The 22636-nt window shown below is 60.3% G+C and carries 21 protein-coding genes; 9 read left to right on the top strand and 12 right to left on the bottom strand.

Going from position 1 to position 22636, the window contains the following annotated elements; translation table 11 throughout:
• Nucleotides 1–150 precede the first annotated feature (150 nt).
• The 4 genes from K529_RS02070 to K529_RS02055 all read right to left on the bottom strand — a co-directional run bounded on the left by K529_RS02070 (nt 151) and on the right by K529_RS02055 (nt 3821).
• Nucleotides 151–525, bottom strand: coding sequence for a hypothetical protein (locus K529_RS02070; RefSeq protein WP_040642496.1), 375 nt, complete (start codon nt 523–525; stop codon nt 151–153).
• A gap of 238 nt (nt 526–763) precedes the next feature.
• The gene (gene coaBC / locus K529_RS02065; RefSeq protein WP_005623188.1) at nt 764–1975 is read right to left on the bottom strand and encodes a bifunctional phosphopantothenoylcysteine decarboxylase/phosphopantothenate--cysteine ligase CoaBC; all 1212 of its coding nucleotides are present in this window, start codon (nt 1973–1975) and stop codon (nt 764–766) included.
• A 104-nt stretch (nt 1976–2079) separates the two neighbouring features.
• Nucleotides 2080–2946 carry a ChaN family lipoprotein gene (locus K529_RS02060; RefSeq protein ID WP_005623192.1) on the bottom strand — a complete coding sequence of 289 codons (867 nt, stop codon included), beginning with the start codon at nt 2944–2946 and terminating at the stop codon, nt 2080–2082.
• The gene (locus K529_RS02055; protein WP_005623195.1) at nt 2943–3821 is read right to left on the bottom strand and encodes an RNA polymerase factor sigma-32; all 879 of its coding nucleotides are present in this window, start codon (nt 3819–3821) and stop codon (nt 2943–2945) included. The genes K529_RS02060 and K529_RS02055 overlap by 4 nt, the downstream gene beginning before the upstream one ends.
• Nucleotides 3822–4008: 187 nt before the next feature.
• On the opposite strand from K529_RS02055, the gene cobU reads away from it, so the two are divergent.
• The 4 genes from cobU to K529_RS02035 all read left to right on the top strand — a co-directional run bounded on the left by cobU (nt 4009) and on the right by K529_RS02035 (nt 7460).
• Nucleotides 4009–4527, top strand: coding sequence for a bifunctional adenosylcobinamide kinase/adenosylcobinamide-phosphate guanylyltransferase (cobU, locus tag K529_RS02050; RefSeq protein ID WP_005623198.1), 519 nt, complete (start codon nt 4009–4011; stop codon nt 4525–4527).
• Nucleotides 4524–5105, top strand: coding sequence for a histidine phosphatase family protein (locus K529_RS02045; RefSeq protein ID WP_005623202.1), 582 nt, complete (start codon nt 4524–4526; stop codon nt 5103–5105). Before cobU ends, K529_RS02045 begins: the two co-directional genes overlap by 4 nt.
• A gap of 58 nt (nt 5106–5163) precedes the next feature.
• The gene (locus K529_RS02040) at nt 5164–5844 is read left to right on the top strand and encodes a glutathione S-transferase (protein ID WP_046002499.1); all 681 of its coding nucleotides are present in this window, start codon (nt 5164–5166) and stop codon (nt 5842–5844) included.
• Between the two features lie 113 nt (nt 5845–5957).
• Nucleotides 5958–7460 carry a YifB family Mg chelatase-like AAA ATPase gene (locus K529_RS02035; protein WP_046002500.1) on the top strand — a complete coding sequence of 501 codons (1503 nt, stop codon included), beginning with the start codon at nt 5958–5960 and terminating at the stop codon, nt 7458–7460.
• Between the two features lie 9 nt (nt 7461–7469).
• On the opposite strand, the gene K529_RS02030 is transcribed toward K529_RS02035, so the two are convergent.
• Genes K529_RS02030 through rsmI form a run of 4 tightly spaced genes read right to left on the bottom strand, consistent with a single transcriptional unit; the run spans nt 7470 to nt 10593 of the window.
• Nucleotides 7470–8357, bottom strand: coding sequence for an alpha/beta hydrolase fold domain-containing protein (locus K529_RS02030; RefSeq protein ID WP_046002501.1), 888 nt, complete (start codon nt 8355–8357; stop codon nt 7470–7472).
• A complete protein-coding gene (gene gshB / locus K529_RS02025) occupies nt 8354–9289 on the bottom strand; it encodes a glutathione synthase (RefSeq protein ID WP_005646945.1) in 936 nt (311 codons plus the stop codon). Before gshB ends, K529_RS02030 begins: the two co-directional genes overlap by 4 nt.
• Before the next feature lie 60 nt (nt 9290–9349).
• Entirely contained in the window at nt 9350–9724 is a 375-nt protein-coding gene (locus K529_RS02020; protein WP_005646943.1) for a YraN family protein, read from the bottom strand.
• Between the two features lie 11 nt (nt 9725–9735).
• The gene (gene rsmI, locus K529_RS02015; protein WP_005646939.1) at nt 9736–10593 is read right to left on the bottom strand and encodes a 16S rRNA (cytidine(1402)-2'-O)-methyltransferase; all 858 of its coding nucleotides are present in this window, start codon (nt 10591–10593) and stop codon (nt 9736–9738) included.
• Between the two features lie 88 nt (nt 10594–10681).
• Between rsmI and K529_RS02010 the strand changes: the two genes are divergently transcribed.
• From K529_RS02010 to murJ, 3 genes are read left to right on the top strand one after another with little or no spacing between them, the layout of a single operon-like run.
• A complete protein-coding gene (locus tag K529_RS02010) occupies nt 10682–11866 on the top strand; it encodes a penicillin-binding protein activator (protein WP_005646936.1) in 1185 nt (394 codons plus the stop codon).
• On the top strand, nt 11826–14654 hold the full coding sequence (locus K529_RS02005; protein ID WP_005646934.1) for a [protein-PII] uridylyltransferase: 2829 nt from the start codon (nt 11826–11828) through the stop codon (nt 14652–14654). The genes K529_RS02010 and K529_RS02005 overlap by 41 nt, the downstream gene beginning before the upstream one ends.
• Nucleotides 14651–16198: a murein biosynthesis integral membrane protein MurJ gene (murJ, locus tag K529_RS02000; protein ID WP_046002502.1), complete on the top strand. Its 1548-nt coding sequence runs from the start codon at nt 14651–14653 to the stop codon at nt 16196–16198. Before K529_RS02005 ends, murJ begins: the two co-directional genes overlap by 4 nt.
• An 18-nt stretch (nt 16199–16216) precedes the next feature.
• Here murJ and K529_RS01995 read toward each other — a convergent pair whose 3' ends face one another.
• The gene (locus K529_RS01995) at nt 16217–16903 is read right to left on the bottom strand and encodes a rhomboid family intramembrane serine protease (RefSeq protein ID WP_005644502.1); all 687 of its coding nucleotides are present in this window, start codon (nt 16901–16903) and stop codon (nt 16217–16219) included.
• A 114-nt stretch (nt 16904–17017) separates the two neighbouring features.
• Here K529_RS01995 and trpS point away from each other — a divergent pair, with 114 nt between their 5' ends.
• Nucleotides 17018–18046: a tryptophan--tRNA ligase gene (gene trpS / locus K529_RS01990; RefSeq protein WP_005644500.1), complete on the top strand. Its 1029-nt coding sequence runs from the start codon at nt 17018–17020 to the stop codon at nt 18044–18046.
• A gap of 133 nt (nt 18047–18179) precedes the next feature.
• Nucleotides 18180–20066, top strand: coding sequence for an OmpA family protein (locus tag K529_RS01985; protein ID WP_065317466.1), 1887 nt, complete (start codon nt 18180–18182; stop codon nt 20064–20066).
• 94 nt (nt 20067–20160) lie between these two features.
• Here K529_RS01985 and K529_RS01980 read toward each other — a convergent pair whose 3' ends face one another.
• The 3 genes from K529_RS01980 to paaK all read right to left on the bottom strand — a co-directional run bounded on the left by K529_RS01980 (nt 20161) and on the right by paaK (nt 22618).
• Nucleotides 20161–20424 (bottom strand): glycine zipper 2TM domain-containing protein, encoded by a 264-nt coding sequence (locus K529_RS01980; RefSeq protein WP_005670053.1) that lies wholly within the window; start codon nt 20422–20424, stop codon nt 20161–20163.
• Nucleotides 20425–20704: 280 nt separating this feature from the next.
• Nucleotides 20705–21301, bottom strand: coding sequence for a TetR/AcrR family transcriptional regulator (locus tag K529_RS01975; protein ID WP_005670050.1), 597 nt, complete (start codon nt 21299–21301; stop codon nt 20705–20707).
• Between the two features lie 6 nt (nt 21302–21307).
• On the bottom strand, nt 21308–22618 hold the full coding sequence (paaK, locus tag K529_RS01970) for a phenylacetate--CoA ligase PaaK (protein ID WP_046002504.1): 1311 nt from the start codon (nt 22616–22618) through the stop codon (nt 21308–21310).
• Nucleotides 22619–22636: the final 18 nt, after the last annotated feature.

Genomic DNA, 22636 nt, shown 5'->3' with positions numbered 1-22636 from the left:
CAAGCCTTTAAAAAGGCCTCGGTATTTCTCGGGCGCTACAATAACAACTTTAGAAAAATTACGACTGCCACTTCTCAACCACGCTAGCACGCTGGGTGGCGAGTGAAAATCATTTGTGGTTCAAAAATTTACCTCAAAGAGCTTGATGCGTCAGCGCACTGCTTCTTGCATCAGGAGCGCCGTGGCCGCATCGCGGATCATCTCTTCGCTGGCGGGTTTTTGAACCACCAAGCCCCGTTGCGGTTGGATGGAGAGCGGCTCAAGACCTTCTGCATCCGCCATCAGCAAAGTGGGAATTCTCTTGGCGTTGGCCAGTGCCACAGCACGTTCGCACACACCCGTCCGAAGCCGAAGCCCTAAGAAGCAAATGTGAAAATCACGCTCACGCATCATCTGGCAGGCATCAACCTCGCTCAGCGACAGATGCGGCAGGCCAATGCGGTACATGCGTATCATGTTACACAACAGCTGGCCGAGCAGGATGTCATCTTCCAACACCAGAATGTCACGCTCTGCCAATGCCATCAGCTTGCGCCCCAAATGGGTTTCAGCCCGCTTGGGTAGGGGAATTTAACTTTGCGACTCATCACCTGCGACACCTCCGATATGATCTTTTCCGATCATCTGGGGGTTGTTTTACCTCTTAATCGCTTAATTCCCTATCGTTCGAGCGTAAAAAACGAAGGCACGAGTTTCACGCACAAACCCTGCCTAATTGGTATAACCGGCAATTCCGGTTGAAGGCTTTGCAGTTTTATTGCTGTCAATTCCCCGAGATTGGCGAGGACAGCGCGTTGCAGATTTTTTCGGCCAACCGCGCGGCCACCTGCTCTTTTGACATCCGCGGCCAATGCTGCGCCCCATCAGCAGTGATCAGCACCACTGCATTTTCCGTCCCCCCCATGATTCCCGTGGCGGGTGATACATCATTGGCGACGATCCAATCGCAGCCTTTGCGAAGCCGTTTTGCCGTGGCGTGCTCCACCACATCGTTTGTTTCCGCTGCAAATCCGACCACCAGACCGGGTCGTCCTTCGGCACGGGTCGAGACATCGCGCAGAATGTCTGGGTTTTCGGCAAATTCCAGACGCGGCATGCCGTCCTTGGTTTTTTTGAGCTTGCGATCCGACGCAGATGCCACGCGCCAATCCGCAACCGCAGCGGCAAAAACGCCCGCATCCGCAGGCAATGCCGCATCCACAGCGGCCTGCATCTCACGCGCGGTTTCCACAGGCACCACCTGCACCCCCTCAGGAGGGCGCACCGTTGCCGGGCCCGTGATAAACACTACTTCCGCACCCAATGCCTGCAGAGCACGGGCCACCGCTGTCCCTTGCGCCCCAGAGGATCGGTTGGCGATGTAGCGCACGGGATCAATCGGCTCATGGGTCGGGCCAGATGTGACGACAATACGCTTCCCCTTAAGCGGCCCGGCCTGAAGCTGCGCAGCGATGGCGCGGACGATTTCATCCGGCTCCGCAAGCCTGCCGGGACCGTATTCACCACAGGCCATCCCCCCGTCATTTGGGCCGACAACCTGAACCCCATCGGCCCGGAGCTGCGCCAGATTGCGTTGGGTTGCCGGATGCTCCCACATGCGCACATTCATTGCAGGCGCCAGCAGCACGGGCGTGTCGGTCGCCAGCAGCAGCGTCGAGGCCAGATCGTTCGCATGCCCTTGTGCCATCTTTGCCATCAGATCCGCAGTCGCCGGGGCCACCACCAATAGATCCGCGCTGCGCGACAATTGGATGTGCCCCATCTCCGCTTCTGCAGTCAGGTCAAACAGATCCCGGTGCACCGCAGACCCCGCAAGCGCCGAGACCGACAAAGGTGTTACAAACTCCTCGCCAGCGCGGGTCAGAACAGGCGTCACACGCGCGCCCTGATCTTGCAGCCGCCGGATCAACTCCAGCGACTTATAGGCCGCGATCCCGCCGCCAATAATCAGCAGAATGTGTTTTCCTGACAGCATGATACGCCCTCGGTGTTTGGGTTCTCCGGGCAAAACAAACGCCCTCGCCCACCCTAGTTAATCGGATGTGCAAGGGCAAACACTGCCTCACATGCCTCTGTGCATCAGTTGAAGGCCGCGCAAGGATCCGGGCGCGCCACCGGATCGGATGAGATCACCACATCAAAGGTTCCGTCAATCTGCCCATCCTCCGCCTGACCGAGGGAGAACACCGAAAGCTCCGGCGCTGCATAGCGCAGATAGACCACCGCGCCGCGATCCAGTCTTGCATGACCATTTCCCGTTACGATCACCACTGGCCCCGCTTTGGCATTGTCCGCACCCTCATGTGCCCGGAGCGCGGCCCGCGCCAGTGATGCATCCCGAAGCCGCTGAACCTCGACCATACCGGGCAAGAGATCATGCGGTAGCGCATTACAATGCGCGGCTTGTTGGTCGGCCTCACGTTCGGATTGCTCTTCTTCTGACAAAGCCATGTCTAGCCCAAACCGGGCTGCGTCTTCTTGGCCAAAATAGGCCACACCGCCCTTTGCCACCGCAGCGCGCGCCTCTGATCGTGGCACCGCCGCCCCCCAATGTTGAGCTGCGGGAGAGGCGACAAAGATCGGCTGATACATAGAAAACTCCGGCCAGCCACTTTCTGCCCACCCCAGCACCTCGCCCAGTTGCGCCGGTTGAGCGAGCACCTCTGGGTTCAACAGCTGCGCCTGTTCCTGCGTCAGCATCTCCCAGACCACAGCAACCGGATTGATCGCGGCAATGACCTCAGCCTGCACCTGATGATGGGCCGGATTATCGTGAACTTCGCCAAGCAGGACGATATCGGCTTGCTTGGCCTTCTCGATAACGGCTGCCAAATCAGGGTTTTGCCCGGCGTTGGCAGCGAATGTATAGGGCAGAAGAGCAATTGCGGCGGCTGCCAGATTAAATTGCAGACCCTGGGGTCCGCCCTTAAAATTCAGTATTCTCATGCGAGAAAGTTCTGCACCTCACGCGACTGACCTTCAAGGCTCTTTCTCATCTTGAGGAATGCCGCCGCCTCCAGTTGGCGGACGCGCTCTTTGGACAGGCCCAGCTCATTTCCGAGACTTTCGAGCGTGCGGGACTCCTCGCGCAGCTTGCGCTCGCGCACGATAAAGCGCTCACGTTCATTCAACCCGTTGAGCGCCGTCACCAGCCACTCACGCAGCTGTCTGCGATCATGATCTGCCGCGACGCGCTCTGCCGCCTGTTCGCTGTCATCTTCCAGCGCGTCGATCCATTCGCGCCCGTCCTCATCCGCTGATTGCACAGCGTTCAGCGAAAAATCCGCGCCCGCAAGGCGGCCATCCATCATCTCCACATCGCGCAGGGGCACGCCGATTTCTTCGGCAACCATCTGGTGCAGCTTGTGGCGATCCAGTTCCACGCCATCGCTCTCAGCTTCGCGTTCGAGCTGCGCTTGCACACGGCGCATGTTGAAAAACAGTGACTTCTGCGATGATGTCGACCCTGTGCGCACCATCGACCAGTTGCGCATCACATAGTCCTGAATCGATGCTTTGATCCACCAGACCGCATATGTCGAGAAGCGCACCCCACGGTCGGGGTCGAATTTCTCCGCAGCCTTCATCAGGCCCAGTCCCGCCTCTTGGATCAGATCGTTCATCGGCGCACCGTAACGACGGAACTTTGAGGCCATCGAGACCGCAAGCCGCATGTAAGCCGTGATCAGGCGATGCAGCGCCTGCACATCCTGATGATCCCGCCAGGCGTAGGCCAAGGCCAATTCTGTCTCTGCATCCAGAAGCTCGGCTTTCATCGCGCGCTTCGGGAGGGGGTTTTCGGTGGTCTCGTCCAGTGCCATTTTAAACTCCCTGTTCTAAGAACTACGTTGACAACGTGTGAGGGCGGGCTTTGGTTCAAAAATAAATATGCCGGATCTTTGAAAGATGCCCATCGCATCCCGGTGAACGGTAGGAATGCAAATTGCCTGAGCGGCCGCATCTTTCGGCGCGACGCGCAGTATGCTTACAACTTTGAGGATAACTAACTTGGCCAGCAAAGTCACAATTATTCTCGGTGGTGCCGCCTCGGGAAAGTCCGAATTCGCCGAGCAAGCCTGTGTTAAAACAGGCAAAAACAAAATTTATTGGGCGACTTCACAAATATTTGACCTTGAAATGAAAGAGAAAGTCGCGCGCCACCTTACTCAACGCGGCCCCGACTGGACCACAATCGAAGACCCTTATACCGCAGCGACAGCCTTTGAGAATACTCAACCAAAGGATGTAGTCCTTATGGACTGTGCGACGATGTGGCTGACTAATCATTTGATAGCTGAGCATAATTTGGAAAAGGAAACAGACCGCCTTCTGTCTGCAATTGAGACATGCCCGGCAGAGGTGATTGTGGTAACGAATGAAACCGGTCTTGGGATCGTTCCCGAAAATGCCTTGGCGCGTCGCTTCCGTGAGGCGCAAGGACGTTTGAACATCGCGCTTGCTGCAAAAGCCGACTGCGTTGTGCTGGTAGCGGCAGGCTTACCCATGGTGTTGAAAGGCGCGTTGTGATCACCCGTTTCCACATGATACGCCACGGCCCGACCCATGCAAAATGCATGGTAGGATGGTCGGATGTGCCCGCAGATTTGTCGGATACCGAGGCGCTCAGACGCCTGTCAGACGGCTTACCAAGTGGGGCTTTGGTGATCTCTTCTGACCTAGACCGTGCGGTTGCCACCGCTGATGCGATTCAGGGCAAACGTCACCGCCTCCCCCACGCACCCGATCTGCGCGAAATGCACTTTGGCGATTGGGAATTGCGCCGCTGGAAAGACATCGACGCCGAAAGCCCTGATCACATTCGCGCCTTTTGGGAACAGCCGGGTGACATCGCTCCCCCCAATGGCGAGAGCTGGAACGCGCTGATGCGGCGTGTATCACATCAGTTTGATACGCTTGCACAAGATCACAGAGGACAAGACATCATTGTCGTCGGACATTTCGGTCAGATCCTCTGTCAGGTGCAACGGGCCTCGCGTTTGACCGCGACCGAGGCCTTTGCGCAGAAAATCGACAACCTCTCTCTGAGTCAGATTTATCATAGCGCTGAGGGCTGGCGTGCGGGCGATATAAATCAAATTTTGTGATACATTACGCAACAAACATTAGTTATGCTGATGACGAGCGCACGGCTATCCTAGCTCCATGACATATACACTCTACATCGGTGATCGCATGTATTCCAGCTGGTCTTTGCGCGGCTGGCTCATGCTCGAGAAGTTCTCGCTGCCCTATGACGCGCAGCTTGTGGGGCTTTATTCTGGAACCATGGCGCAGGACCTCGCGGACCTCGCCCCGGCGCGTCTCGTGCCCACCCTGAAGTTGCCTGATGGCACGGTGGTCGGCGAAACGATGGCGATGGCCGAAACCCTCGCGGAGCGCCACCCGGACGCGGGCTTGTGGCCGCAAGATGCCACGAGCCGCGCCACCGCGCGCTGGCTTTGTGCTGAGATGGCCGCAGGGTTCAGCGCCCTGCGCAGTGCCTGCCCCATGCAACTCAGCCATATATGGCAAGGTTTTCAACCCTCTGAGGCGGTTTTGACAGACCTGCGGCGGATCGAGGCGCTCTTTGCACATGCACGCAAGATATCTGGTCACGCAACCGGGCCGCTCTTTGGCGCATATAGTCTGGCAGAGGTGTTCTACACTCCTGTTGCGGCACGGATCGTTGGCTATGATCTGCCGGTCTCTGACGCGACCCGCGCCTATTGCATCGACCTCCTGCGCGATCCAGCCGTGCTGTCGTGGCAAGAGGCCGCACGCGAGGTGCGGTATGATCCCGAGCCCTATCTGCTGGATCTGGACCGCAAGCCATGGGCGCTCTGACATTCACGCTGCACGATTTCGCGGAGGCTTCACGCCACCCTTAACCAATCAGTAACCACGATTTCCAATGCTGTCCCTTGAGGATCTCATCCGAGATTTCCCCGGGGGCAGCTATGATTTCACGCGCACAAACTGTTGCATTTCAGGGTGTTGAGGCCTGCCCGGTGGAGGTGCAATGCGCTGTGGCACCGGGGCTTCCGGCCTTTTCCATCGTGGGTCTGCCGGACAAGGCAGTAAGCGAGGCGCGTGATCGTGTGCGTTCAGCACTGGCGGTGATGTCGATTGCCTTGCCGTCGAAGCGGATCACCATCAACCTGTCACCTGCAGATTTGCCCAAAGAGGGCAGCCATTTCGATCTGCCCATTGCGGTCGCCCTGCTCGCAGCCCTTGAAATACTACCTCCAGAGGCAGCCAATGAGACCCTCTCGCTTGGTGAGCTGTCACTGGATGGGACGCTGGTTGCAATCACCGGCGCACTGCCCGCAGCCCTCGCCGCCGCGGAGCAGGACCGCACGCTCCTGTGCCCGAAAGGGTCGAGCGCGGAGGCCGCTTGGGTCGAGGCCGCAACAGTCATCGGCGCGGCCTCCCTGTCGGAATTGATCCGCCATTTCACCGGACAGGGCGTGATTACACCTGCACAGCCGGGCGAGGTCATTGATGGCCCACCCGACAAGGATCTGTCGGACGTCAAAGGACAAGAGGTTGCACGGCGCGCACTGGAAATCGCCGCTGCAGGACGCCACCATCTGCTGATGAGTGGTCCACCCGGGGCTGGGAAATCCATGATGGCCGCGCGCCTGCCATCGATCCTGCCACCGCTCACGCCGCAAGAAGCGCTGGAAACATCGATGATCCATTCCATCTGCGGTCTGATCGAGGCCGGAGGAGTCAGCCGCGCGCGCCCCTATCGGGCACCGCACCACACGGCCTCTATGGCGGCCATCGTTGGCGGGGGGCGGCGGGCACAACCGGGCGAAATCAGCCTTGCGCATAATGGCGTCTTATTTCTGGACGAATTACCCGAATTTGCCCGCGCCGTTCTGGAAACCCTGCGCCAGCCTCTGGAAACAGGAGATGTTATGGTCGCGCGGGCCAATGCGCATGTGCGCTATCCGAGCCGTTTCATGCTGGTGGCCGCCGCTAACCCCTGTCGGTGTGGCTACATGACCGACCCTGCGCGTGCCTGCCCCCGCGCACCAAGCTGCGGAGCGGATTACATGGGGCGCATCTCCGGCCCGCTGATGGACAGGTTCGATCTTCGCATAGAGGTAGAGCCCGTGGCCTTTGCCGATCTGGAACGCAGCCGCCCCGGCGAAAGCTCGGCAACTGTCGCCCAGCGGGTGGCACAGGCCCGCGCCATACAGGCAGAGCGATATGCGGCTTGTGGTGGGGCGAGTGTGAATGCCGACGCCGAAGGACGCGTTCTGGAAGATGTCGCCCAGCTCCAAGACGACAGTCGCGCACTCATGATGCAGGCCTCCGAACATTTCGGCCTCAGCGCGCGGGGGTATCACCGGGTGCTGCGAGTCGCCCGCACGATCGCCGATCTGGACGGCGCGCCCGAGATCGCGCGTGATCACGTCGCCGAGGCCCTCTCGTATCGCTTGCCGCGTTGAGATCAGAGCCTAGAGGTTCATGCGGGCGAAATAGGCAATATCGCAAAGCGACCTGCGCGCCTCAGGAATCCAACCATCAAACAGGTGCCAGACATGGGGCGCTGTGGGGTGCAGATACTCTGAGACCTCTGCACCAGATCCACGCAGATGCTCCGCCATGCGGCGACAGTCATCAAACAGGATTTCGGTTTCGCCATACTGTAACAGAACCGGCGGACAGTCGGGAAACGCGGCAAATAGGGGCGATACTCGTGGATCAGCAGGCTGCATGCCCGCTGGAACCACATAATCCACCAGCTCTCTGATGCGCGCGACCGGCAGAAAAGGATCCCGGTCTGCGTTGCGGGTCAGGCTCTCACCACTCAGGGTCAGATCACACCACGGCGACATGGCAAACAGGGCCGCTGGCGGCGTGCCCGCGCGGCACAGATGCGACAGCAGCGCCAGTGCCAGCCCGCCCCCTGCGGAGTCCCCGCCAATCACCACATCAGAGGGGGCATACCCCGATGCGATCAGATGCGCCCACGCCGCAACGGCTGCGTCAAAGGCCGCCGGAGCGGGCTGCTCTGGCGCGAGCGGATAATCCGGGGCGCAGACCTCCAACCCAGAAAGGCGCGAAAGCCGACCCAGCATCGCCGCGTGGCTCTTGGAGCTACCCGCGATATAGCCACCGCCATGAAAGTAAAGGATGATTTTACCCGGCGTGCAGGGACCACACCGGATACGATCCAGCCCCGCGCGATCCGCGATATGGCACAGGTATGGCGGCGTCTGAAACACCAGACGTGCGGTGCGCTCAAACGATGCGCGCGCCTCTTCTGGCCCTTTGACACGCTGCAACCGGGGCCGCACCAGATGGCGCAGCCCTGCCACCAACAGGTTAAGTGCGCGGCTCACGCAACACGTGCCTCGATGGCCTCCCAGACCTTTTCGGCGATATTGACGCCGTTGAACCGCTCCAGCTCCTGAATGCCGGTGGGCGAGGTCACGTTGATTTCGGTCAGGTAATCGCCAATAACGTCGATGCCCACAAACACTTGGCCCCGTTCCTTCAAGAGCGGGCCAATTGCGGCACAGATTTCTAGGTCACGGTCGGTCAGGCCGATTTTCTCAGGCCGTCCGCCCACATGCATGTTGGAACGTGTTTCACCCGCAGCGGGCACGCGGTTGATCGCCCCCACCGGCTCACCATCCACGAGGATCACCCGCTTGTCGCCATTGGACACATCGGGCAGGAATTTCTGCACAATCAGCGGCTCGCGGCTGAAACCAGTGAACAGTTCATGCAACGACGACAGGTTGCGGTCATTGGCATCCAGCCGGAACACACCAGCCCCGCCATTGCCGTAAAGCGGCTTCAGGATCACATCGCCATGTTTGGCCTTGAACGCCTTGATGGTGTCGAGATCGCGCGCGATCGTGGTTGGCGGTGTCAGTTCCGGGAAGTCCAGAACCAGCAGTTTTTCCGGGTAGTTGCGCACCCAGAAGGGATCGTTGACCACAAGCACGTCGTCCTTCAGCCGGTCCAACAGATGCGTCGAGGTGATGTAATGCATGTCAAACGGCGGATCCTGACGCAGCCAGACAACATCGAACTCCGCCAGATCGACCTCGCGGAGGTTGCCTAGCTTAGCCGGGGTGCCAGCCACACGTTGTACGACCATGTCATGACCACGCGCGGTGATGCGCCCTTCCTGATAGGCTAGCTGATCGGGGCCATAGTAAAACAGCTCATGACCACGCTTTTGCGCTTCTTCGGCAAGGCGAAAGCTGCTGTCGGCGTTGATGTCGACGCCCATGATCGGGTCCATCTGAAAGGCAATTTTCATAACATGTGTCCCTTGTTTCATCACCGATACATGGCGCAGGCTTTAGCCATGTTCAATGGCTCAGCCATGGCCATAGGCATTTTCGATAATTTCCACGTCACCCGCCCCCCAGACCAACACCACATCAAGGCGCGTCTCAGTGAGCTGGCCCTTGGGTTCGCCATCCAGAAAGGCGGCCGCGCTTGCCATCACCCGCTGCATTTGCGCAGGCAAAATGCGGGCTGCAGCGCGATCACGGGTGGAGCTGGATTTCACCTCGGCAAAGATGACCTCTTCACCATTTCTAAAGATCAGGTCGATCTCGCCATGTGGGCCACGCCAGCGCGTTTCGGCCAAAGCATATCCACGGGCGAGATAGGCACGGGTGGCAATCTCCTCGGCAGCAGCACCCGCGATGTGAGACCTTTGTCCTCGCGCCTGCCCGCCCTGCCTCATGATCTCCGCCCTCAGCTCTCGCGTGCGATCTGCAACGCTTGTTGATAGATCTTGCGGCGCGGTTCGCCATGCGCCTCGGCCACAATCGCGGCTGCATCCTTGACTGAATTATCACGCAGCGCCGCGCGCAAATCGGCCTCCAGATCAGCAGCGCTGGTTGCAGCTTCTCGCTGCCGGTCCACCAAGATTACGATTTCACCTTTCACCGGGGCTTCAGCAAGCCCTGAGGCGAGATCCGAGAGCGTTCCCCGGCGCACCTCTTCGAATTTTTTGGTAAGCTCACGGCACAGCGCAGCCTCACGCCCGCCAAGGACCTCCGCCATATCCAAAAGCGAGGCCGCAACGCGTTTGGGTGATTCGTAAAACACCAAGGTGCCGGGAATATTCGCCACCTCTTCCAGACGCTTACGCCGCGCGCCACTGGCGTTAGGCAAAAAACCTGCAAAGAAAAACGCATCTGTCGGCAGGCCTGCGAGGGTCAATGCGCAAAGTGCTGCAGAAGCGCCCGGTGCGGCCGTCACCAGATGGCCCGCCTGCGCGGCCTCGCGACTGAGGTCATAGCCCGGATCGGCGATCATCGGCATGCCCGCCTCAGATGCATAGGCCACCGATTTGCCCGCGGCGAGGTCCGCCATCAGGCGTGCGCGCGCGCCAGCGCCAGAGTGATCGTGATAGGCAACCACTGGACGATCCCCGAGGGGCACCCCGTGGATTTCAAGGAGTTTACGCATAGAACGCGTATCCTCCGCCGCGATGACGTCGGCGGAGGCCAGCACGTCAAGGGCGCGCAGAGTAATGTCGCGTGCGGTGCCGATGGGAGTTGCGACAAAGTATAACCCCGGCGGCAAACTGACGATTTTGTGATTCACGCTGGACCCGCTTTTCTGGTCGTCTATGATCGCTCCGAACCAAAACGGGTACGCGAAGCATATCGTCGCGGCCCGGAACAGGGAGTTTATGCGCTTTATGTTTGCTGTTTTCAATCGGGCCCGCAAGGTTGTCCTGACCGCCACCGCAGTTGTTGCCACTGCACTCGTTGCCGCCTGTGATCCCGGTGCGATTTCCAGCGGTGGGCCCACCATCAATACTTCGAAACCTGTGCCGGTCGCTTTGCTGGTGCCGCGCGGCTCTGTTCAGCGCGGTGATGACGTACTGGCTAAGAGTTTGGAGAATGCCGCGCGTCTGGCGATTGCCGACCTGAACGGTGTGCAGGTGGACTTGCGGGTCTATGACACCGCGGGCAATCCACAAACCGCCGCTGCCGTCGCAACCCAAGCGGTGCAAGACGGCGCGCGCATCATCCTCGGCCCGGTTTACGCTGAGGCCGCCAATGCCGCGGGCATCGCTGCGGCCAAGCGTGGCGTGAACGTGCTGGCGTTTTCCAACAACACCTCCATCGCAGGCGGTAACGTCTTTGTGCTGGGGTCTACCTTTGAAAACTCTGCCCGCCGCCTGACCCAATACGCAAAGCGCCAAGGCAAGAGCAATATGGTCGTGGTCTCCGGCAATAACGCCGCAGGCCAGACCGGCCGCGCCGCGATTCAGCAGGCTGCGGTGCAGAGCGGGATGACCGTTGCGGGCAGTGTGAGCTATGATCTGTCCCAGCAGGGCGTGATCAATGCGATCCCGACCATCACCCAGAGCGTTCGCCAAAAGAACGCAGACGTGATGTTCCTGACCGCCACCACCGCAGGTGCGCTGCCGCTGTTGACCCAACTGCTGCCCGAAGCGGGTGTTGCAACCACAGATGTGCAGTACATGGGCCTGACCCGCTGGGACATTCCGGCACAAACGCTGGAATTGCCCGGCGTGCAAAACGGATGGTTTGCGATGCCTGACCCGCAAAAGTCCGGCTCTTTCCGTGCCCGCTACCAGTCCGCCTATGGCGCTGCACCTCACCCGATTGGCGGGTTGGCCTATGACGGCATCGCCGCCATTGGTGCGCTTGTCAGCTCTGGCAATTCCGGTGCGCTGACCGGTGCGGCACTGACACAATCCGCAGGGTTCCAAGGCACAGGGGGTATCTTCCGCCTGCGTCCTGATGGCACCAATGAACGTGGCCTCGCCATCGCAACGATCAAGGACAAGAAAGTCGTCATCATTGACCCAGCGCCCCGAAGCTTCCCAGGAGCCGGTTCCTGAACCGGCGGACGCCAACGACAAAACCCATCCCGAACCTCTGGGGTCGCTGATCTGCGACCCCAGTATGATTTTTGATACCGATGCGATCCGCCTGCGGGTTCAGGATTTGGCTCAAGAGGCCCAGGGCGCAGAGTTTCGCGCCGCTGTGGTGGCGCTATTGCGCGACGCCAATAAGGCCGGACGCAGCGCCATTGCCGAGGCTTTTGAATTGCAGCCCTTCGCGGCGCGGGAATTGGCCCGGTCTTATACCTATCTGACCGATGGGTTGGTCACGACGGCGCTCATGGCCGCCGTGGATGTGCTGCACCCGATCGCCACCCCCACCACCGGCGAACGGATTTCTGTCTTTGCGGTGGGGGGCTATGGCCGGGGTGAGATGGCGCCGTTTTCCGACGTCGACCTGCTGTTCCTGACGCCCTATAAGATCACCGCTTGGGCGGAGAGCGTGATTGAATCCATGCTCTACATCCTGTGGGATCTGAGGCTGAAGGTCGGCCATTCCAGCCGCACCATCAAGGACTGCATCCGCCTCGGCTCTGAGGATTTCACCATCCGGACCGCCATGCTGGAGCACCGGTTTCTGGCCGGTCACGGCCCCCTCGCGGCAGAGTTGGAAGAGCGTTTGGCCAAGGATCTCTTTGCCAAGGACGCCGCAGAGTTCATCGACGCCAAGCTGGCCGAACGCGATGCGCGCCACCTGAAGCAGGGCGAACGCTACATGGTGGAGCCCAACGTCAAGGAGGGCAAAGGCGGCTTGCGCGACCTGCAATCGCTGTTCTGGATCGCCAAATATCTCTACAAAGTGCAGGACGTGGCCGAACTGGTGCCCCTCGGCCTGTTTCGCCCCGAAGAGTTTGATTTCTTTGCAAAGGCCGAAAACTTCCTCTGGGCCGTGCGGGCGCATCTGCATCTGAGTGCGGGGCGCGCCACCGAACAACTGACCTTTGACATGCAGGTGCAAGTCGCCGAACGCATGGGCTATCAGGACACGTCTGGCCGGCGCGCGGTCGAGGTCTTCATGCAGGATTATTTCCGTCACGCCACGCAAGTGGGCGATGTGACCCGCATCCTGCTCTCTAAACTCGAGGACAGCCAGCTCAAGAGCGAACCGCTGCTGGAGCGCATTTTCCGGCGCAAACCGCGCGTCAAACCCGGCTATAAGATCAATCACAACCGTCTGGAAATTGCCGACCCCGAGAGTTTCCTGCAGGACAAGCTGAACCTGTTGCGCATGTTCGAAGAAGCCCTGCGCACCGGCCTGCTCTTGCATCCTGACAGCATGCGACTGGCGCGCGGCAACCTGCATCTGATTGATGACGAGATGCGCAACAACCCGGATGCGCGGCGGATCTTCATCGACCTTCTGCTGAAACACGGCAACCCGGAGCGCGTGCTGCGGCGCATGAATGAACTTGGCGTTCTGTCGACCTTCATCCCGGAGTTCGAGCCGATCGTGGCGATGATGCAGTTCAACATGTATCACTCCTACACGGTGGATGAGCACACGATCCAGGTGATCTCCAACTTCTCTGCCATTGAGCGGGGCGAGCTGGAGGACGAGTTGCCGCTGTCGTCCTCGCTGATCAAACAGGGCGTCAATCGCAAGGTGCTGATCATCGCCATGCTGCTGCATGACATCGGCAAGGGACGTCCGCAGGACCATTCTATTCTTGGCGCGCAGATCGCCCGCAAGGTCGCGCCTCGGCTGGGGCTCAACAAATCCGAATCCGAGACCGTGGAATGGCTGGTGCGCTACCATCTGCTGATGTCGGACACCGCACAGAAACGCGACATTGCCGACCCGCGCACGGTGCGCGATTTTGCCAAGGCGGTGCAGACGGTCAAACGGCTGGACCTCTTGCTGCTGCTAACGGTCTGCGACATTCGCGGCGTTGGCCCCGATACGTGGAACAACTGGAAAGCGGTGCTCTTGCGCGCGCTTTACAACCAGACGCGCGATGCGATGGAGAACGGGCTGGAGGCCTTTAACCGCGAGCATCGCGGCACCGAGGCCAAGAAACGCCTGCGCAAGGCCCTGCCCGACTGGGAAAAATCCGCCGTCAAACGCGAAACCGCCCGCCATTATCCGCCCTATTGGCAGGGGCTGCATGTCACCGCGCATGTGGATTTTGCCGAGATGCTGCGCGAGATCGACAGGCTGGATGACCCTTCGGCCATGCTGGTGCGCCTGCACCCGGACGAGGACCGCGACGCCACCCGCGCCTGTTTTGTGATGCCGGACCATCCGGGCATATTTGCCCGTATCGCGGGCGCGCTGGCGTTGGTGGGGGCCAATGTGGTCGATGCGCGCAGCTACACCACCAAGGACGGGTTTGTGACCGATGCCTTCTGGATTCAGGATGCCGACGGTCACCCGTTCGAGGCCTCCCGCCTGCCCCGTCTGCGCAGCATGATCGAGAAAACCCTGCATGGTGAGGTGATCGCCCGCGACGCGCTGAAATCGCGCGACAAGATCAAGAAGCGCGAGCGTGCGTTCCGGGTGCCGACCCATATCACCTTTGATAACGATGGTTCCGATATTTACACCATCATCGAGGTGGACACCCGCGACCGCCCCGGCCTGCTCTATGATCTGGCGCGCACCTTGGCGGCGGCGAACGTCTATATCGCCAATGCAGTCATTGCGACCTATGGCGAACAGGTGGTGGACAGTTTCTACGTGAAGGACATGTTCGGTTTGAAATACCACTCCGCAGCCAAGCAGCAGTCGCTTGAGAAAAAACTGCGCGAAGCCATTATCGACGGTGCAAAGCGGGCCGATACATGAAGCCGATCAAATTGATGTCCGGCTTCATGACAGTCGGATTCTGGACGCTGGCGAGCCGAGTTCTGGGCTTCATGCGTGAAATCCTGATCGCCGCCTATATTGGCCCTGGTGTTCTGGGGGATGCGTTTTACGCCGCCTTCCGCCTGCCCAATATGTTCCGCCGTTTCTTTGCCGAGGGCGCGTTCAACGCGGCCTTCGTGCCGATGTTTGCCAAACGCTGGGAGGCGGATGAGAACCCGCAGGGCTTTGCTCAGGATGCGTTCAACCTCCTTGCCGCCTCGGTTTTGTTGCTGACGGCATTGGGCATGGTGTTCATGCCAGCGCTGGTGCTGCTGACCGCCGGCGGTTTTGACGGGGATGCGCGGTTTGATCTGACCGTCGGCTATGGCCGCATCGTCTTTCCCTACATCCTTTGCATGTCGCTGGCCGCACTGTTTTCCGGCGTTCTGAACGCCACCGGGCGCTTTGCCGCCGCCGCGGCGGCGCCGGTGCTGTTGAACATCCTCGCCTGCGCCGCAATGATCGCGGGCGCCTTGCTGGGACAAGACGTGATCGACTGGCTGGTCTGGGTGATCCCCTTAGCAGGCATTGCGCAACTGGCGTTGGTCTGGAGCGCGGCCGCGCGTGCGGGCATCTCCCTGCGCCCCGGATTACCCCGCCTCACCCCCGAGATGAAGCAACTGGTGCGCGTCGCCCTACCCGCCGCCCTCGCGATGGGGGTGACACAGGTCAATCTGGTGGTGGGTCAGGCAGTTGCCTCCAGCTACGCCGGTGCGGTCTCCTGGCTTTCGCTGGCGGATCGGCTCTATCAATTGCCGCTTGGCGTGGTGGGCATCGCGGTGGGCATCGTCTTACTGCCCGATCTGTCGCGCCGCCTGCGGGCCGGAGACGATCAGGGCGCGCAGGATGCGCTGTCGCGCGCGGGCGAGTTTTCCCTGCTGCTGACGATCCCATCCGCCGTGGCCTTTATCGCTGTTCCGCTGCCGCTGGTCTCTGTCCTTTATGAGCGTGGCGCAACGGGGCCGCAGGATGCGGCAGCTATTGCTATGGCCGTGGCCATCTACGGCGCAGGGCTGCCAGCGTTTGTGCTGCAAAAAGTGCTGCAACCGCTTTATTTTGCGCGCGAAGACACCCGCAGCCCGTTTCACTACGCGCTTGTGGCAATGGTGGTGAACGCGGTTCTTGCGGTCGGCTTGCAACCTGTCTTTGGCTGGCTGGCCCCGGCTATCGCCGCCCCGGTCGCGGGCTGGGTGATGGTGTTGCAACTCTGGCTCGGCGCACGGCGCATGGGGGCGGCGGCGCAGTTTGACGCGCGCTTTCAACGCCGGTCCTTGCGCATCGCACTGGCATCAATTGCCATGGGCGGCGTCTTGTTTGCCGCCGCCGCGCTGCTCGGCCCAGCATTGGCAACGGCCTACTGGCGCTACCTCGCCCTGTTGGCGCTGATCGTAATCGGTGCGGTGGCCTATTTCGCCATCGGCCAGATCATCGGGGCCTTCAGATTGTCGGAGTTCAGATGGGCCCTGCGGCGCGGCAAAGCCTGACCGCAGGGACCCAACCCATCACCGTTCCTGACGCAGTTTCTGCAAGATCCGCGCCCACCCGCCGGGCACCAGAAAGAACGACATCATAAATCCTGTGCCAAAGCCCGCGAGGTCGGCCACCCACTCCGGGCTGCCGCCAAAGATCAGGCCAAAGAGCAGTTGAATGCCCATCAAGAAGGCAATCAGGGAGAACGCCCGATATTGCTGCGCCCCCACGGTCGCGAGCGACAGCCACAACAGATGGGTAAACCCACCAATCAGCCCGTAGACCGCCGGAAAGCCCCCGATCAACGCCACATTGCCGCCCACCAAGAGCGCATAGGCCAGCGCCCCGCCGATGGCAGAGCCGAGAAAGATCAGCACCACGGCAATCTCTCCCATGGCTTCGCCTACCATCTTGCCCATGGCCAGCAGGAACACACAGACAAAGATCGTCTGGGTGAAGGCCCCATGCACAAAAGCGTAGGTGACAAAGCGTTTTAAGATGTCAAAGGGCCATGTGCCGCTCTCCCACATCCACCAGAAATACTGCGCGCCAAAGCCGTATGCCTGCAGCGCGCTCAATCGCCAGCCGACCGCTTCTGGCCCACCGATCAGGCCGCGCGCGCCGAGCGAAAATACAATCTCGATCCCAAGGATCACGATCACCAGAGCCACCACCACCGGTGGCAGCGCGTTAAAGGGGGATTGGTTTTGATCTTGCATTGGTCCTGCTCTCCGGCGCTCTCTCGCGCTCTCTGCGGGTCTAGGCCTGTTGACGATACTCTGCGCCATGGGTAAGCGACGATGGTGCATAATTCCAGACGGGAGTTTTCGACGATGAGCGAAACCAGCTTCACCCCGCGTGTCTTTTCAGGCATCCAGCCTTCGGGCAATCTGCATTTGGGGAATTACCTCGGTGCATTGAAGCGGTTCGTCGACTGGCAATCGCGGGATGTGGAATCCATCTACTGTATGGTGGATCTGCATGCGATCACCGTCTGGCAAGACCCGGCTGATCTGAAAAAGGCCACCCGCGAGCTTTGTGCGGGTTTTATCGCCGCCGGGCTTGATCCGGAAAAATCCATTCTGATCAACCAGAGCCAAGTGCCAGAGCACGCGCAACTGGCATGGATCTTCAACTGCGTCGCCCGTATGGGCTGGATGCAGCGGATGACCCAGTGGAAGGATAAGGCAGGTAAAAACCAGCAAAACGCCTCGCTGGGTCTGTTGGCCTACCCGTCCCTGATGGCCGCCGACATCCTGATCTACCACGCCACCCATGTGCCGGTGGGCGAGGACCAGAAACAGCACCTTGAACTCACCCGTGATATCGCGACCAAGTTCAACCACGACTACGGCGTTGATTTCTTCCCGCTAACCGAACCGGTGATTGAGGGCGCGGCGACGCGGGTCATGAGCTTGCGCGATGGCTCCAAGAAAATGTCGAAATCAGATCCTTCTGATGCAAGCCGTATCAACCTCACCGATGATGCGGACACCATTGCCAAGAAGATCCGCAAGGCCAAAACCGACCCCGAGGCCCTGCCTTCGGAAGCAAAAGGGCTGGAAGAACGCCCCGAGGCGCGCAACCTGGTGAATATCTATGCTGCGCTCTCTGGTCAGACTGTGGATCAGGTGCTGGCGGATGTGGGTGGCAAGCAGTTCTCGGAGTTCAAGCCGATGCTGGCCGATCTGGCGGTTGAGAAAATGTCGCCGATCACCACCGAAATGGCCCGGTTGATGGAAAATCAGGACGAGATCGACAAGATCCTCGCCCGGGGCTCGGAGCGCGCACGTGAGATCACCGCACCGATCCTGCGCAAGACCTACGACATCGTTGGCATGGTTGCCCCGGTCGAAATCTGACCTGCGCAACACTGACGTCCAAACACGCGAAGGGCCGCCCAAAGGGTGGCCCTTACGTTTATGTGATGCAACTTTCGTCCGACTTCTGCGTTCATGGGGCACAGTCATGTGCTGACACAGGAAAGGACTCGCAATGAAACCGGGATTTTTCAAATCGGCCACCGCATTGGCCGTCATCGCCTCATTGGCAGCGCCGATGCCGGGGGTGGCCCAAACTGAAGGCGATGCAAAATTCGACCTCAGCAAAATGAGCGAGACCGAAATCGCTGCACTTGTGGAGCGTTGCCGAGAAGGCGCCGAGGCGGATGCAGAGGCAGACGGAGCTGACCCCATTGCCAAGTTCTGCGCACAATATGGTGAGGGCACCTATGATGAGGCGCTGCCGGTTGAGTTGCAGTCTGGCTCAATTCTGTCGGCCTTGGCACCGGCCGCTGAGGAGGTGAGCGACCTCGAACAGAAGCTGGAAGAGGCGGCAGACGCTGAGCCAGAACCCGCAGCAGCAGCGGACGCCGGGGAAAATGTGCAAGAAGCGCCCCTCGATGAGGCCTCTGCTGAGGAGGCTGAAGAAACCACTCCCCCCGCCGATACGACTGATAGCACCGCTGAAACAGAGCCTGCAGAGGCAGAGCAATCTGCCGAGGTCGATCAAGTAGAAGGCGCTTCAACTGACGCAGACGCGGCAGTTGAAGCAGAACCAACCACCGATGAGACCGCTGAGGCCCTAGCGGAGGAACTGGCGGCAGAAAATACCGACGCCACCACTGAGGCTGAGGCTGAGGCTGAGGCTGAGGCTGAGGCTGAGGCTGAGGCTGAGGCTGAGGCTGAGGCTGAGGCTGAGGCTGAGGCTGAGGCTGAGGTGGCCGAGACCGCTCCTGTTGACAACCCCGAAGTCACCGAACGCAACAGTCAGGAACAAGCCGACGCATTGGCGGAAACCCAGACCGAAACCACCGCAGCCGCCGCCGCAGGGAATGATGCGGAGGCCGAAGCTGAGGTGATTGAAGAGACCGTGACTGAGGACACCGCGCGCAGCTCTGCCGAGGAATTCGACACCAAGGTGAACGAAACCGCCGCGACCGAAGACGCCGCCCCCGCCACGCCAAGCGCAGAAGCCGATAAAGACGATGGCCTGTCCAAACTGGAAAAAGCGGCCCTCCTCGGGCTTGGCGCTTTGGCAGTTGGGCAATTGCTGAAATCTGGCGAGACCGTGGTCTCTAACAGCGGTGACCGCGCGGTGGTTGAACAGGACGGCCAGTATCGCGTCATCAAAAATGACGACGCCCTGTTGCGCCAACCCGGCTCCAACGTGAAGACCTACCAGTTTAAGGACGGCTCCACCCGCACCGTGGTCACACGCGAGGACGGCATTGAGGTGGAAACCATCCGCGCCGCCGATGGCCGTGTGTTGCGCCGCAGCAAGACCCTGACCGATGGCCGCACAGTGGTGTTGTTCGACGACACGCAAGAGGCTGAAAAGGTGGTGGTGACAGAGCTGCCCAAAGCTTCGCCAAACCGCAGGGCTTTCTCGACGGATGGCAGCATCTCCGCCGAGGATCTGGCCGCTGCACTCGCAGCCCAGCAACCCGAAGGGATCGACCGTCGATTCTCGCTGGCACAGGTGCGCAACATTGACGCGGTGCGCCGCTTGGTGCCGGAAATCAACGTCGACAAGGTGACCTTTGAAACCGGCTCCTCGGTGATCCGCCCGGAACAGGCCGAAGAGCTGACGGACCTTGGCAATGCGCTGCGCCAGATGGTCGACACAAACCCGACTGAGGTGTTCCTGATTGAAGGTCACACTGATGCGGTGGGCGCAGCGACCTACAACCTTGCGCTCTCTGATCGCCGGGCAGAAACCGTAGCGCTGGCCCTCACCGAGTATTTTGACGTGCCACCGGAAAATATGGTGATCCAAGGCTATGGCGAAAGCGATCTGGCGGTGCCGGTGCTGGACGCCGAGCGCGCCAATCGCCGCGTCACCGTACGGCGGATTACACCGCTTCTGGCAGCGCGACAGTAAGCGCGGTCAACAAAAACAAAAATGCCCCGGCACATCGCCGGGGCATTTTTTATTTTGCGAGCAGGCCAGCAAAACCGACCTGCCGATACCGAGATCAGGACGGGCACGCGGCCTTATAGGTCGACCCGTTGGCGTTGCGATACGTGCACTGACGTGGTGCGTTTGCACCAAGCTGCGCGCCGACGGCACCGCCCACAAGCGTCGCCGCGGTTTTACCGCTACCAGACCCAACCTGATTGCCCACCGCCGCGCCAACGAGCGCACCAGATACGGCGTTGATGTCCTGATTGTCGGTACAGCCCGCCACTGCGAGTGCGGAAGCAAACAATGCTGCGATCACACCTGAAGTCTTTGACATTTTCCCATCTCCTGAATGGTTCACGTTTCTTTGGTGTCGTCATCCCGCAAAGAGCGCATCAGCCGCGCACTACCTTCAGATCCATCACGGGACGGACGATAAGCCTCTGTTATACCTAGACCGTTCAACAGCCTTTCCAAGCGAAGAGATTTTGACACAGCAATAGATTGCCGATGACACCCCCCTAAATCGGCGGGTGTCCGAGCGCATCTTGTGGAAACTGTTGTACGGCTATGGATACAGCCGGTTCATCTGGCGCAGCGATCGCCCAAGACGGTGCTCACAGCCCCTGAACGCCCTCAAGCGTCAGGCGCGCGACCAGATCGGCATAGCCTTTGCGGTCTTCGGTGTCGGCATCGGCATTCCACATGTAATGCCAGTTCAACATGCCAAAGACAGACATGGTGACCGCGCGCAGCTTGCCCTTGTCCGCACCAAGCGTCTCGGGTGCGGCGTCGCGGATGGCGGCGCTCATGAATTTCACCATTTCACGCTGATAGGCGCGCAGATGCTCCTGTTGTGGGTCCGGCAGGGCCGAGATCGCGTTGAGCTGCACCTTGTGCTCGTGATCCGCGCCCTCATAGGCCAAGAGCACCTCCGTCAGGATACGTCTCAGCCGCGCCACCGGGTCCAGATCGCTCAGGTCCATCTGACAGACCCGATCCCGCAGCCTGCGCAGGTAGCTGTCCAGCAGGTCAAACAGCAGCGCGTCCTTGCCCTCGTAATAGTGGTAGATATTCGCCTTGGAGATCCCGCAGGCGCGCGCGATCTGGGTCATCGAGGCCCGGTCATAGCCTTCTTCGGCAAACAGCCGCGCCGAGGCCGACAGGATCAGCGCGCGCTTTTGGTCGTGGTCTTTGGCAATGGTCCGGGCCAAGGGCGGTTATCCTTTCTCGCGATTGTCGACGACGCGGCGCGCCTTGCCCTGCGAGCGTTCGACACTGCCGGGCTCGCCTACCGAAATCTCTGCCGAGATGCCAACGATATCCTTGATCCGCTTGGCCAACTGCTTGGTGCAGGCCTCGCGCTGTTCGGGTGCGGTGACCGCTGGCAAAACCTCAACATGGATGCGCATCGCGTCCATTCGGCCCTTGCTGTAAAGCTCGATCTGGTAATAGGGCGCGAGCGCCTCCACTGTCAGCATCTGCTCTTCGATCTGGCTGGGGAAGACGTTGACGCCGCGCAGGATGATCATGTCGTCCGACCGCCCGGTGATCTTGGCCATCCGCCGCATGGTGCGCGCAGTGCCCGGCAGCAGGCGTGTCAGGTCACGGGTGCGGTAGCGCACCATCGGCAGGCCTTCCTTGGTCAGCGTGGTAAAGACCAGCTCGCCCAACTCGCCATCGGGCAGCACCGCGCCGGTTTCGGGATCAATGATTTCCGGCAGGAAGTGATCCTCCCAGATGACCGGCCCGTCCTTGGTCTCCACACATTCATTGGCAACGCCCGGCCCCATGATTTCCGAGAGGCCGTAGATATCGACCGCATGCATATCAAAGGCCGCCTCGACCTCGCGGCGCATCGCATCGGTCCAGGGTTCCGCGCCAAAGACGCCAACCTTCAGCGAAGAGCTGCGCGGGTCGATCCCCATGCGGTGATATTGCTCAAGGATGTTGAGCATATAAGAGGGCGTCACCATGATGCCGTCGGGGCGGAAATCCTCGATCAGCGTCACTTGCTTTTCGGTCTGGCCGCCCGACATCGGCACCACCGTCGCGCCGAGGCGCTCAATGCCGTAATGCGCGCCAAGCCCGCCGGTGAACAGTCCATAGCCATAGGCGTTATGCACCATGTCGCCACGCCGCAGGCCGGACGCACGCAAGGACCGCGCCAGAAGGTCCGCCCAGGTGTCGATGTCCTTTTGCGTGTAGCCCACCACTGTCGGCTTGCCCGTGGTGCCAGAGGACGCATGCACCCGGAGGATCTGCTCGCGCGGGACTGCAAACATGCCGAAAGGATAGGCGTCGCGCAGATCACCCTTGGTGGTGAAGGGAAACTTCGCCAGATCCGACAGCTCTTGCAAATCGTCCGGGTGTACCCCGGCCGCATCGAACCGCGCCTTATACATCGCCACATTATCGTAGGCATGGCGCAGCGACCATTTCAGGCGCTCCAATTGCAGGCTGCGGATCTCGTCGATGGACGCGATCTCGATCGGGTCAAGGTCTGACCGGTTGGGTGTCAAATCTATCATTGGCGTCCTCCGTCGCGG

Origin of the sequence: Tritonibacter mobilis F1926, assembly GCF_000376545.2 — a bacterium.
GTDB lineage: Bacteria > Pseudomonadota > Alphaproteobacteria > Rhodobacterales > Rhodobacteraceae > Epibacterium > Epibacterium mobile.
The sequence above is the reverse complement of the archived record's forward strand: the minus strand, read 5'-3'. Positions and strand labels throughout refer to the sequence as shown.